This window comes from Streptomyces sp. NPDC090108 (assembly GCF_044747185.1).
In the GTDB taxonomy this organism is placed as follows: Bacteria; Actinomycetota; Actinomycetes; order Streptomycetales; family Streptomycetaceae; genus Streptomyces.
This window is the reverse complement of record NZ_JBIVDQ010000009.1, coordinates 288,811-300,358: the sequence shown is the minus strand read 5'-3', so window position 1 is coordinate 300,358 and position 11,548 is coordinate 288,811. Positions and strand designations below refer to the sequence as shown.

10 protein-coding genes are annotated in these 11,548 nt (G+C 73.0%); 2 read left to right on the top strand and 8 right to left on the bottom strand.

From position 1 onward, the window contains the following. Window positions 1–6: 6 nt before the first annotated feature. From ACIPRD_RS29515 to pdhA, 3 genes are read right to left on the bottom strand one after another with little or no spacing between them, the layout of a single operon-like run. Window positions 7–1,521, bottom strand: a complete 1,515-nt coding sequence (locus ACIPRD_RS29515; protein WP_401567412.1) for a dihydrolipoamide acetyltransferase family protein — start codon at window positions 1,519–1,521, stop codon at window positions 7–9. After that, entirely contained in the window at window positions 1,521–2,525 is a 1,005-nt protein-coding gene (locus tag ACIPRD_RS29510; RefSeq protein ID WP_401567409.1) for an alpha-ketoacid dehydrogenase subunit beta, read from the bottom strand. The genes ACIPRD_RS29515 and ACIPRD_RS29510 overlap by 1 nt, the downstream gene beginning before the upstream one ends. Beyond that, a complete protein-coding gene (pdhA, locus tag ACIPRD_RS29505; protein WP_356401981.1) occupies window positions 2,522–3,688 on the bottom strand; it encodes a pyruvate dehydrogenase (acetyl-transferring) E1 component subunit alpha in 1,167 nt (388 codons plus the stop codon). The genes ACIPRD_RS29510 and pdhA overlap by 4 nt, the downstream gene beginning before the upstream one ends. 175 nt (window positions 3,689–3,863) lie before the next feature. On the opposite strand from pdhA, the gene ACIPRD_RS29500 reads away from it, so the two are divergent. Then, on the top strand, window positions 3,864–4,364 hold the full coding sequence (locus tag ACIPRD_RS29500) for an Lrp/AsnC family transcriptional regulator (protein WP_356401983.1): 501 nt from the start codon (window positions 3,864–3,866) through the stop codon (window positions 4,362–4,364). 172 nt (window positions 4,365–4,536) lie between these two features. On the opposite strand, the gene ACIPRD_RS29495 is transcribed toward ACIPRD_RS29500, so the two are convergent. Beyond that, window positions 4,537–5,124: a TetR/AcrR family transcriptional regulator gene (locus ACIPRD_RS29495; RefSeq protein WP_356401985.1), complete on the bottom strand. Its 588-nt coding sequence runs from the start codon at window positions 5,122–5,124 to the stop codon at window positions 4,537–4,539. Continuing rightward, entirely contained in the window at window positions 5,121–6,635 is a 1,515-nt protein-coding gene (locus tag ACIPRD_RS29490; RefSeq protein WP_401567406.1) for a 3-hydroxyacyl-CoA dehydrogenase, read from the bottom strand. The genes ACIPRD_RS29495 and ACIPRD_RS29490 overlap by 4 nt, the downstream gene beginning before the upstream one ends. Window positions 6,636–6,802: 167 nt before the next feature. On the opposite strand from ACIPRD_RS29490, the gene paaN reads away from it, so the two are divergent. Continuing rightward, a complete protein-coding gene (gene paaN / locus ACIPRD_RS29485; RefSeq protein ID WP_401567403.1) occupies window positions 6,803–8,494 on the top strand; it encodes a phenylacetic acid degradation protein PaaN in 1,692 nt (563 codons plus the stop codon). Between the two features lie 19 nt (window positions 8,495–8,513). Here the strand turns inward: paaN and ACIPRD_RS29480 are convergent, their stop codons facing one another. Genes ACIPRD_RS29480 through ACIPRD_RS29470 form a run of 3 tightly spaced genes read right to left on the bottom strand, consistent with a single transcriptional unit; the run spans window position 8,514 to window position 11,487 of the window. Beyond that, window positions 8,514–9,263 (bottom strand): TrmH family RNA methyltransferase, encoded by a 750-nt coding sequence (locus ACIPRD_RS29480; RefSeq protein ID WP_401567400.1) that lies wholly within the window; start codon window positions 9,261–9,263, stop codon window positions 8,514–8,516. Then, window positions 9,260–10,474, bottom strand: a complete 1,215-nt coding sequence (locus ACIPRD_RS29475; RefSeq protein ID WP_356401993.1) for an HTTM domain-containing protein — start codon at window positions 10,472–10,474, stop codon at window positions 9,260–9,262. The genes ACIPRD_RS29480 and ACIPRD_RS29475 overlap by 4 nt, the downstream gene beginning before the upstream one ends. Then, window positions 10,471–11,487: a DUF5819 family protein gene (locus tag ACIPRD_RS29470; RefSeq protein ID WP_401567397.1), complete on the bottom strand. Its 1,017-nt coding sequence runs from the start codon at window positions 11,485–11,487 to the stop codon at window positions 10,471–10,473. Before ACIPRD_RS29470 ends, ACIPRD_RS29475 begins: the two co-directional genes overlap by 4 nt. Between the last annotated feature and the right edge of the window lie 61 nt (window positions 11,488–11,548).

Genomic DNA, 11,548 nt, shown 5'->3' with positions numbered 1-11,548 from the left:
CGGATGTCACAGCGTGCGCAGCAGCACCGCCGGCTGTTCCACGCAGTCCGCCACGTACCGCAGGAAGCCGCCCGCCGTGCCCCCGTCGCACACCCGGTGGTCGAAGGTGAGCGAGAGCTGCACGACCTGCCGGACCGCCAGTTCGCCTTCGTGGACCCACGGCTTGGGGATGATGCGGCCGACTCCGAGCATGGCCGCCTCGGGGTGGTTGATGATCGGGGTGGAGCCGTCGACGCCGAAGACCCCGTAGTTGTTCAGGGTGAAGGTGCCACCGGTGAGGTCCGCGGGCGTCAGCGTGCCGGTGCGGGCCGCCTCGGTGAGGCGGGCGAACTCGGCGGTCAGCGACTCCGCGTCGCGCGTGTGGGCGTCCCGGACGACCGGCACGACGAGTCCGCGTTCGGTCTGCGCGGCGAACCCGAGGTGCACCTGGCCGAGGCGGACGATCTCGCGTGCCTCGGTGTCCACGAAGGAGTTCAGCTCGGGGAACCGGGCGAGGGCCGCGGTGCAGACACGGGCGAGGAGCGCGAGGAGGGAGATCTTCGGGCCTCCCGCGGCGTTCATCGCGGCCCGCGCGCGCATGAGTTCGGTGGCGTCGGCGTCGACCCAGCAGGTCGCGTCCGGGATCTCCCGGCGGCTGCGCGAGAGCTTGTCCGCGACGGCGCCGCGGATGCCCTTGAGGGGGACACGGACGTCCTGAGCATGTCCGGCGGGGGCCGATGCCGGAGCGGTCGTGGTCCCGGTCCTGGTCCCGGTCCCGGTCGCCGCCGGGAGGGCGGTGGCCACGGCCGTACCGCTGTCCCGGACCGTCCCGGACCGCAGGAAGTCCTCGACGTCCCCGCGCAGGATCAGGCCGTCCGGGCCCGTACCGGCCAGGGCGCGCAGGTCCACCCCGTTGTCCCGGGCCAGCTTGCGCACGAGCGGGGAGATGACGGGGACGGGGCCCTCGGCGAGCGGCACGCTCCCGCGCGTGGACGCCGCCGGGGCGGACACCGCGGAGCCGTCATGGACACCCGCGCCGGTCGTGCCGTCCGTGACCGCGCCGCCCGTGAGTGTGCCGGGCGTACCGCCGGCGGCCGGTGCGGTGCTGCCGTTCGCCCGGTGGGTCACCGGCGCGGCGGACGCACCGGTCCGCGCACCCGCCGGGCCCGCACCCGTCGGCCCCAGGGCGACCGGCCGCACCCTGCGGCGCCGGGCCGGCGCCTCGGAGGTGCCGTAGCCGACCAGCACGTTGCCCGATCCGCCGGTCTCCGCCGCCGGGGCGCCCGGGTCCGCCGCGGACCCCACGGCGACCGTCAGCAGCGGCGCTCCCACGGGCAGTTCCGCACCCTCCTCGCCGAAGCGGGCGGTGACCACTCCGCCGTACGGGCAGGGCACCTCGACCGTCGCCTTGGCCGTCTCGACCTCGACGACCGGCTGGTCGACGGCGACGACATCGCCGACTCCCACCAGCCAGCGCACGATCTCCGCCTCGGTGAGGCCTTCGCCGAGGTCGGGAAGCCTGAACTCCAGCACCTGTGCCATCAGCCCTCGGCCTCCCACTGCAAGCGGGCCACGGCGTCCAGGATGCGGTCGACGCCGGGCAGATGGTGCCGCTCCAGCATGGGCGGCGGGTAGGGGATGTCGAAGCCGGCCACGCGCAGCACCGGTGCCTCCAGGTGGTGGAAGCAGCGCTCGGTGACACGGGCCGCGATCTCGCCGCCCGGACCGCCGAACCCGGTCGACTCGTGGACCACGACCGCGCGTCCGGTGCGGCGTACGGCCGCGCAGACCGTCTCGTCGTCGAACGGCACCAGGGACCGCAGGTCGACGACCTCGAGGTCCCAGCCCTCCGCCCGGGCGGCCTCGGCGGCCTCCAGGCAGACCGTCACCGAGGGGCCGTAGGTGAGCAGGGTGGCGCTGCGGCCGGGACGCCGCACCACGGCGCGCCCGATCGGCTCCACTTCCGCCGGGTGCTCGGGGTCCCAGGTGTCCTTGGACCAGTACAGGCGCTTGGGCTCCAGGAAGACGACCGGGTCGTCGGAGGCGATGGACTCGCGCAGCAGCCCGTAGGCGTCGGCGACGGTGGCCGGGGTGACGACGTGCAGGCCGGGCGTGGCCATGTAGTACGCCTCGGAGGAGTCGCTGTGGTGCTCGACTCCGCCGATGCCGCCGCCGTAGGGGACGCGCACGGTGATCGGCAGGGGCATGCGGCCGCGCGTGCGGTTGCGCATCCGCGAGACATGGCTGATGAGCTGCTCGAACGCCGGGTAGGCGAAGGCGTCGAACTGCATCTCCACCACCGGCCTGAGGCCGTACATGGCCATGCCGACGGCGGTGCCGAGGATGCCCGCCTCGGCCAGCGGGGTGTCGGTGCAGCGGTCCTCGCCGAACTCCTTGGCGAGTCCGTCGGTGACCCGGAAGACACCGCCGAGGGTGCCGACGTCCTCCCCCATGACGTGCACGGTGGGGTCGGCGGCCATCGCGTCGCGCATCGCGCGTGTGAGGGCCTGCGCCATGGTGGCGGGCTTGGCGGCGACGGTCGTCATCGCTGGTCGCCTTCCTGGTCGTCGTCGCTGTCGTGCCGGTCGGCCTGCTCGGCCTCGAGCTCCGCACGCAGCAGGGCGCGCTGCTCGCGCAGTTGCGCGGTGCTCTCGGCGTAGACGTGGCCGAACAGGTCCATGGGGTCGGTCTCGGGGTCCTGGTTCATCCGCGCACGCAGGTCGGCGGCCATCGCCTCGGCGTCCTGCCGGGCGGCCTCGATGCCGGCCTCGTCCAGCAGCCCGCGCGCGGTGAGTTCGCGCTCCAGCAGCTGGACGGGGTCGTGGGCGCGCCATGCCTCGACCTCGGCGTCGCCGCGGTAGCGGGTGGCGTCGTCGGCGTTGGTGTGGGCGTCGATGCGGTAGGTGACCGCCTCGATCAGGGTGGGACCGCCGCCCTCGCGCGCTCGCGCGACCGCCTCGGTGAGCACCTGGTGCACCGCGGGCGCGTCGTTGCCGTCGACCAGCCGGCCCGGCATGCCGTAGCCGACGGCCTTGTGGGCCAGCGACGGCGCGGCGGTCTGCTTGCCGAGGGGGACGGAGATGGCGAAGCCGTTGTTCTGCACCAGGAAGACGACCGGTGCCCGCCAGACGGCGGCGAAGTTCAGCGCCTCGTGGAAGTCGCCCTCGCTGGTGCCGCCGTCGCCGACCATGGCGAGCGCGACCACGTCGTCCCCCTTGAGGCGGGCGGCGTGCGCGAGACCGACGGCGTGCGGCAGCTGGGTGGCGAGCGGGGTACTCAGCGGGGCCACCCGGTGGGTGCGGGGGTCGTAGCCGTTGTGCCAGTCGCCGCGCAGCAGGGAGAGCACCTCGACGGGGTCGACCCCGCGGGCGACGACGGCGAGCGTGTCGCGGTAGCTGGGAAAGAGCCAGTCGCGCTCTTCGAGGGCCAGGGCGGCGGCGACCTCGCAGGCCTCCTGGCCGGTGGTGGAAGGGTAGACGGCGAGGCGGCCCTGCTTGGTCAGGGCGGTGGCCTGGGCGTTGTACCGGCGGCCCCGGACCAGCTGGGCGTAGAGCCTCAGCAGCAGGGCCGGATCGGCCTCGGCGGCCGCCTTCGTGCCGAGGACCCGGTGGGGCTCGGCGTCGGGCAGCAGCGGGGCGGGGTCCATGCGGGGCTGCCAGGCGGGCGGCGGCGACGGCCGGTACGCGCCCTGCTGCTCCATGACCGTCATCACGGCACCTCCTCGTGGCGGTGGCTACGGGAGACGGGTCGGCTGTGACCCGCCTCACCTACCGATTGTTCGGTCGTCGGCACATTTTGGCTACAGGCCCCGCCAGGCTGTGGACAAACGGTTCTGCACAGCCTGGAATGAATGCAGGACGTCCACGGCGGCGAAGCGGGGGGACATGGCACCTGAACAAATGGCCCAGGGGCCTCAGGACGGGGCCGCATCGCCACCGCCGCGCCCGCTGGACGCCATCGACCAGGACATCCTGAAGATCCTCCAGGCCGACGGCCGTGCCTCCATACGGTCGGTCGCCGAACGGGTCCATGTCTCCCGCGCCAACGCCTACGCGCGGATCAACCGTCTCGTCGAGGACGGGGTGATCCGCGGGTTCAGCGCCCGCGTCGACCACGAACGGGCGGGGCACGGCACATCGGCGTACGTCACGCTGAAGATCGTCCAGAACACCTGGCGCACGGTCCGCGACCAGCTCAGGGAGCTGCCGGGCGCCTCCCACATCGCCCTGGTGGGCGGCGACTTCGACGTCCTGCTGCTGGTGCACACGCCCGACAACCGCGCGCTGCGCGAGCTGGTGCTCACCCGGCTCCAGGCGATCCCGGAGGTGCTCAGCACCCGCACGCTGCTGGTCTTCGAGGAGGAGGACCTGGAACCGGAGACCTGAGCCCCGGCCCTGCGCCGGCCCCGCGCCGCGGCCCTGGCCATGAAGGCCCCGCGCCACGGCCCTCTCCGTCAAGGCCCTGCGTCGCGGCCCTCGCCGTGAAGACCCCGCGCCACGGCCATCACCATCACGGCGCCGTTCCGCGGTCCTCGGCAAGAAGGCCGCGGCCCCGGTCTCACCCCTGGCGCAGGCCGGTGAAGACCAGCCGGACCACGGCGTCGGCCACCTCGCGTCCGCTGGCGCCGCGTGCCTCGGGCCGGTACCACTCCACGACGGAGTTGATCATCCCGAAGACCAGCCGGGTCGCCAGCCGCACCTCCACGTCCGTGCGTACGTCCCCGTCGTCGGCGGCCGCCCTCAGTAGCCCGGCGACACGGTGGTCGAAGTCGCGGCGCCGCTCCAGCGCCCACCGCTCGGTCTCGGTGTTGCCGCGCACCCGCAGCAGCAGGGTGACGTACGGCAGCTCGGATATGAGCACCTCGACCATGCGCCGTACGACGTGCTCCAGCCGGTCCACGGGCCGGCCCGCGCGCGCGTGCTCCTCCTCCAGGATCGCGAACAGGCCGTCCAGCGCCCGGCTCACGGCCCGCCGCAGCAGCTCTTCCTTGCCGCTGACGTGGTGGTAGATGGACGACTTGGAGATGCCCGCGGCCCTGGACAGGTGCTCCATGGACGTGCCGTCGTAGCCGCGCTCGTTGAAGACCTGGACGGCGACCGAGAGCAGGGTCTCGGGGGTGTACGTGTCGCGCCGTGCGGTGGTCATGAGGCGCCCTCCCGCGTGTCGAGTGTGTGGGCGTGCCGGTAGAGCGCGAGGGACGGCCGGAACCGGGGGGAGGCGTGGCGCGCGTTCAGGTCCTCCAGCAGGTCGCACGCCCATGTGCGGCCGAGCCTCCGGTTCCACTCGAAGGGCCCGAGCGGGTAGTTGACGCCCAGACGCATCGCGGTGTCGATGTCCTCCTCGGTGGCCACGCCCTTGGCGACGGCGTCGTAGGCGAGGTCGACGATGCGGGCCACCGTCCGGGCCACGATCAGGCCCGGGACGTCACCGACGACGCTGACGTCCATACCGAGGGCCTGGAAGAGACCGACCGCCTCGGCGAGGGTCTGCGCCGAGGTCTCCTGGGAGGCGGACAGGGCCATCCGGGTGGCCTTGCGGTAGTCGGGAGAGAGGTCGAAGTACACGACGCCGCCGAACTCGACGGCCGTCTGCCCGTCGGCGAGGCACAGGGTGTCGCCGCTCGGCAGCTCGATGAAGGAGCCGTGCTCCTGCTCCTCCTCGCGGACCTCGATGCCCGCCTCGCGCATCATCGCGACCAGTTCCGCGGCGGGACCGAGGGTGCCGGCGACGGTGACGTGGGCGGGCGGCCGTTCCTTCTGGGTGGTGTGCGGCTCGGGCCGCTCGGCCCCTTCGGCGTGGTCGTACCAGCCGTGCCCCGACTTGCGGCCCAGCCGGCCCGCCTCGACCAGCCGGCGCTGGGCCAGAGAGGGCGTGAAGCGGGCGTCCTGGAAGAAGGACTCCCACACCGAGCGGGTCACGGACTCGTTGACGTCCTGCCCGATGAGGTCGGTCAGTTCGAAGGCGCCCATCCGGAAGCCGCCGCACTCGCGCAGCACCGCGTCGATGGTGGCCGGATCGGCGCCCTGGTCCTCGTACACCGCGAAGGCCTCGGCGTAGAAGGGCCGGGCGATGCGGTTGACGATGAAACCCGGGGTGTCCGCCGAGGCCACGGGGGTCTTCCCCCAGGCACGCGCGGTCTCGTACGCGCGCGTGGCCGACGTGACGTCGGTGGCGAACCCGGAGACCACCTCGACCAGCGGCAGCAGCGGAGCCGGGTTGAAGAAGTGCAGGCCCACGAAGCGGCCGGGGTTCGCGAGGGCGCCGCCGATGGCCGTCACCGACAGGGACGAGGTGTTGGTGGCGAGCAGGCAGTCCTCGGAGACGGCCTCCTCCAGTTCCCGGAAGAGCCGCTGCTTGACGTCGAGCCGTTCCAGCACGGCCTCGACGACCAGTGCGCAGTCCGCCAGCTCCGCGACGGAGTCGACAGGTGTGAGCCCGGCGCACGCCGCGTCCCGGTCCGCCGCGGCGAGCCGGCCCTTCGCCACCAGGCGGTCCAGCCGCGCGCCGATCGCGTCCGCGGCCTCCTGGGCCCGGCCCGGCACGGCGTCGTACAGCCGCACGGGATGGCCCGCGACCAGCGCGACCTGGGCGATGCCCTGGCCCATGGTCCCGGTGCCGACGACGGCAACGGGGCTGCTGAGGTCGATTGCTGTCATGTGCGCGATCCTCCCGCACGACGTTGTCCACAGATGCGGCGGACCCCCTTGTCCCGACCGATCGTTCGGTTACTCTAGCTCTGACCGCTCGATCCCGCTGTGCTTTCTCCGTTCCGCCCAGGTCATGAACTCGAAGACGAGTTCTGCAGACGAGGAGTTGGTCCCGCATGACCGCCCAGCCGACCCCCCACGAACTGATCGCGAAGCACCGGCCCACGCTCGACCAGGCCCTGGAAGCGATCCGCACGCGCGCCTACTGGTCCCCCCATCCCGAGCACCCCAAGGCGTACGGCGAGCACGGCAGCCTGGACGCGGCCGCGGGCAAGGCCGCCTTCGACGCCGTCCTCGGCACCCGTCTCGACCTCGGCCAGCCCGGCACGGACGACTGGGTGGGCGGCGAGGTCTCGCCGTACGGCGTCGAGCTGGGCGTGACCTACCCGCACGCGGACATCGACGTGCTGCTGCCCGCGATGCGGGCCGGACAGCGCGCCTGGCGGGACGCGGGAGCGGAGCTGCGCGCCGCGGTCTGCCTGGAGATCCTCAAGCGGATCAGCGACCGGACGCACGAGTTCGCGCACGCGGTCATGCACACCAGCGGCCAGGCCTTCATGATGGCGTTCCAGGCCGGCGGCCCGCACGCCCAGGACCGCGGCCTGGAGGCGGTGGCCTACGCCTACGCGGAGCAGGTCCGCACGCCCGCGACGGCGGAGTGGTCCAAGCCCCAGGGCAAGCGCGACCCGCTCGCGCTGACCAAGACGTTCACGCCGGTACCGCGCGGCATCGGCCTGGTCATCGGCTGCAACACCTTCCCGACCTGGAACGGCTACCCGGGCCTGTTCGCCTCCCTGGCCACCGGCAACGCGGTCCTGGTCAAGCCCCATCCGCGCGCGGTGCTGCCGCTCGCGCTGACCGTCCAGGTCGCGCGGGACGTGCTCGCCGAGGCCGGTTTCGACCCGAACCTGGTCGCGCTGGCCGCCGAGCGGCCCGGTGAGGGCGTCGCGAAGACGCTCGCCACGCGCCCCGAGATCCGGATCGTCGACTACACCGGCTCCACGGCCTTCGGCGACTGGCTGGAGGCCAACGCGCGCCAGGCGCAGGTGTACACCGAGAAGGCCGGCGTCAACACGGTCGTCGTGGAGTCCACCGACGACTACAAGGGGATGCTGTCCAACCTGGCGTTCTCGCTGTCCCTGTACAGCGGCCAGATGTGCACCACCCCGCAGAACCTGCTGATCCCGCGCGAGGGCGTCCGCACCGACGAGGGCCACAAGACCTTCGACGAGGTCACCGCGGACCTCGCCCGCGCGGTGGACGGCCTGCTCGGCGACGACGCGCGCGCGAACGCCCTGCTGGGCGCGATCGTGAACCCGGACGTCAAGGCCCGGTTGGAGGCCGCGTCCGGGCTCGGCGAGGTCGCGCTCGCCTCCCGCGAGATCACCAACCCGGAGTTCCCGGACGCGGTCGTGCGCAGCCCCGTCATGGTCAAGCTGGACGGCGCCAAGCCGGACGCCGAGGCCGCCTTCATGAACGAGTGCTTCGGCCCGGTCTCCTTCGCCGTCGCGGTGGGCTCGGTGTCCGACGCGGTGGAGCTGCTGCGCCGCACGATCGGTGAGAAGGGCGCGATGACGGTCGGGGCGTACACCACCGACCCGGAGGTCGCGCGGGCCGTCGAGGAGGTGTGCCTGGAGGAGGCCGCCCAGCTGTCGCTGAACCTGACCGGCGGGGTCTATGTGAACCAGACCGCGGCCTTCTCCGACTTCCACGGCTCGGGCGGCAACCCGGCGGCGAACGCGGCGCTCACCGACGGCGCCTTCGTGGCCGGCCGCTTCCGCGTCATCGAGGTCCGCCGGGAGGCCTAGGCCGACGCCCGGGAACGGCTCAGGAGGGTGCGCCCCCGGTGGCACTCCAGTGGTACAGCGTCATGGCCACGCTGGTGGCCAGGTTGTAGCTGGAGACCTGGGGGCGCATGGGCAGCGCCAGCAGCCGGCCGGTCCGCGCGCGCAGCTCCGCCGACAGGCCGCTGCGCTCCGAACCGAACGCCAGCACGGCGTCGTCGGGCAGCGTCACGCCCCGGATGTCGTCGCCCTCGGGATCGAGGGCGAACAGCGGGCCTTCGGGCAGCTCGTCGACGCCGAGCCGCTCCACGGTGGTCGCGAAGTGCAGCCCCGCGCCGCCTCGCACCACGGTGGGGTGCCAGGGGTCGAGCGTGCCCGTGGTGACCACCCCGGTGACGCCGAAACCGGCGGCGAGCCGGATCACGGCCCCCGCGTTGCCGAGGTGGCGCGGATCGTCGAGGACCACGACGGGTGCGGTACGCGGCGTGCGGGCCAGCGCCCGCAGCCCGTCCTCGCGTGACGGCCGTACGGCGAGCGCCGCGACCCCGGTCGGATGAGGGCGCGGCACCAGGGAGGCGTACGTCTGCGCGGACACCTCGGTCAGCAGCGCGTCCAGGGTGTCCCGGACGTCCCCGGCCAGTTCGCCGGCGAGGGCGAGCGTGGCGCGCCGGTCGGTGGTGACGGCCACCGGCACCTCTGCCCCGAAGCGCAGCGCGTGCTTGAGGGCGTGGAAGCCGTCGAGCAGCACGGCGTCACCGGCGCATGCGCGCCAGCGGATCAGGGGGTCGGTCATGCCGTGAACCCTACGCGTTCCGCCTCGCTCTCCTCCGGGGCGCGGGGGGAGGGCAGCGTACGGTCCCCGGTCCGCGCGCGAAGCCGGCCGCCCGCGCGGGTCACCCAGCCGCCGAGCAGCAGCAGGAAGGCCGTCGGCAGGAAGACCGCGTCCGCGGTGATCATCGCCAGCGAGAAGAAGGGCAGTCCGAGGACGACCGCGATGACGGCGTGCTCGGCCATCATCACCACCAGCAGAACGTTCTTGACCCGCCGGTTGAACAGCGTGAACGGGAACGCGACCTGCACCATGACCGTGCCGTAGGCCACGATCATCATGATCGTGCCGCTGGAGGACATCAGGTCCGCGAGGGCGGGCCAGGGCGAGAAGTAGTCCAGGTGGAGCGGGTAGTAGACGGCGGTGCCGTCCTGCCAGCGCGATCCCTGGATCTTGTACCAGCCGGCGGTCGCGTAGATCAGGCACGCCTCCACCATGATCACGACGAGAGCACCGTTGTGCACGATGTCGGCGATCATCTCCAGCAGGATCCGCGGCTGCGGGGACTTCGCGCGGCGTCCGACGGCCCAGCGCAGGCCGAGTCCCGCCCACACCGTCCACAGCAGCACCGGTACCGGCCAGTCCCCCTGGGACCGGCCGGTCAGCGTCACCACGAGGAACGCCAGGCCCAGCACCGCCCACAGCAGCGGACCCGTCCGGTCGGCGGGAACACGCTCCCCTCGCGCGCGTGCCGCCTCCTCACGGGCCGCGCGCCGCGCGTCCAGCGACCACACCCGACCGCAGCGCGTGAACACCAGGTAGATCGACATCAGGTGCAGGACGTTGTCACCGCCGTCCCCCATGAAGACGCTGCGGTTCTGCAGCGACAGCACGCCGACCATGAACAGCGCCGAGGCGGTACGGGTGCGCCAGCCGACCAGCAGGGCCGCGGCCGCGAGGACCGCCAGCGCGTAGACGGTCTCGAACCAGAACTGACCGTCGAACCACATGAGCGCCGTGAACGCGTGGTTGTCGGAGATCAGCTGCTGGGCGAGAGGCCTGCTCCAGGGGCCGTCGGGGCCGTACATCTCCTGGCGGTGGGGGAACTCGCGGAGCAGGAACAGCAGCCAGGTCCCGGCGAAGCCGATGCGGATCGCGGCGCTCTGGTACGGGCCGAGGGCCGATCCGGTGACGCGGGCGACACCGCGCGACAGAGACAGGGAGAACCGGTTCACCGGACACCTCCCGCGGCCTCGTCGTCGGGCACCGACCACCAGGGCAGCACACGGAGGACGGGCTTGCCGGAGACCTTCTCACCGCTCCAGACGGGCGGCTGCACATTGGTGGTGCTGGAACGGACCTGGACGCTCTGGATGACGTTCCCCCTGCCGATCGTGTCGTCGCGGTACAGGCGCATCACGACGATCCGGCGCACGTACTGCTCGGACAGCGCGCCGCGCATGCCCAGGGGCCGGTTGTCGGTGCCGTGCGTACCGACGAGGAAGTCCCAGGCGCGGCGCACCTCGTTCTGCTGGGTGTGACTGGGCGCGATGTTGCCGTCTATCGCGGCGCCGTCCTGTGCGGAGAGGTCGTACCAGCCGGTGTCCCGCAGACCGCCGTCCCGCGTGCGCACCTTGGCGCGCGCCTGGACGGCGATGTTCTGCTGGAGCGGGTTGGGGGCGAACAGCTTCCAGTTCTGCTCGAACTCGGGGTAGACCCAGTCCTGGACGGCCTGGCCGTGCTTCTTCGTCACGGTGTTCGTCGGCGCGAGGCTCAGGAACACCATGCACAGGTGCACGCCCGCGGTGACCGCGACGACCGCGAGCGCCACCGCGGCGGCGACCCGGTAGGGCAGGGAGAGCGCGGCGAGTCCGGTGCCGCTGCTGTTGCCGCCGCTCCTTGAGGTGCCGGTGTCAGCGTCGGTACCGGTGTCGGCGTCGGTGCCGGTGTCGGCGTCGGTGCCGGTTCCGGCCGGCTCCGGGCCGTCCCCGGGCGGCGCTATGCCGCCGGGTGGTCCGCCGGAGTGCCCTGGCCCCTCAGCGGAATGCCCTGGCCCCTCCGTCGCCCCGGACGACCCGGTCGCCCCGGACGATCCAGAGGCCCCGGAGACCCCGGACGCCCGGCCGTCCCCGGCCGGCCCGGTGACCTCCGCCGGCCCGGTCGCCTCCGCCCGCTCGGCCGTTCCGGTCGGCACCGCCGGGCCGTCCGGCCCGCGCGAGGCCCGCGCGCCCTCTTCGTACGCGTCCATTCCGGCCCGTCCCCCGTTTCCGCTCTGTCCTCCGGCCGCCCGGCACAGGCGCCCCATGGCC

What these genes read in the sequence shown, in the direction of transcription:
- ACIPRD_RS29515 (WP_401567412.1), bottom strand. Translation starts at nt 1,521, where the DNA reads ATGGCACAGGTGCTGGAGTTCAGGCTTCCCGACCTCGGCGAAGGCCTC.
- ACIPRD_RS29510 (WP_401567409.1), bottom strand. Translation starts at nt 2,525, where the DNA reads ATGACGACCGTCGCCGCCAAGCCCGCCACCATGGCGCAGGCCCTCACA.
- pdhA (WP_356401981.1), bottom strand. Translation starts at nt 3,688, where the DNA reads ATGACGGTCATGGAGCAGCAGGGCGCGTACCGGCCGTCGCCGCCGCCC.
- ACIPRD_RS29500 (WP_356401983.1), top strand. Translation starts at nt 3,864, where the DNA reads ATGGCACCTGAACAAATGGCCCAGGGGCCTCAGGACGGGGCCGCATCG.
- ACIPRD_RS29495 (WP_356401985.1), bottom strand. Translation starts at nt 5,124, where the DNA reads ATGACCACCGCACGGCGCGACACGTACACCCCCGAGACCCTGCTCTCG.
- ACIPRD_RS29490 (WP_401567406.1), bottom strand. Translation starts at nt 6,635, where the DNA reads ATGACAGCAATCGACCTCAGCAGCCCCGTTGCCGTCGTCGGCACCGGG.
- paaN (WP_401567403.1), top strand. Translation starts at nt 6,803, where the DNA reads ATGACCGCCCAGCCGACCCCCCACGAACTGATCGCGAAGCACCGGCCC.
- ACIPRD_RS29480 (WP_401567400.1), bottom strand. Translation starts at nt 9,263, where the DNA reads ATGACCGACCCCCTGATCCGCTGGCGCGCATGCGCCGGTGACGCCGTG.
- ACIPRD_RS29470 (WP_401567397.1), bottom strand. Translation starts at nt 11,487, where the DNA reads ATGGACGCGTACGAAGAGGGCGCGCGGGCCTCGCGCGGGCCGGACGGC.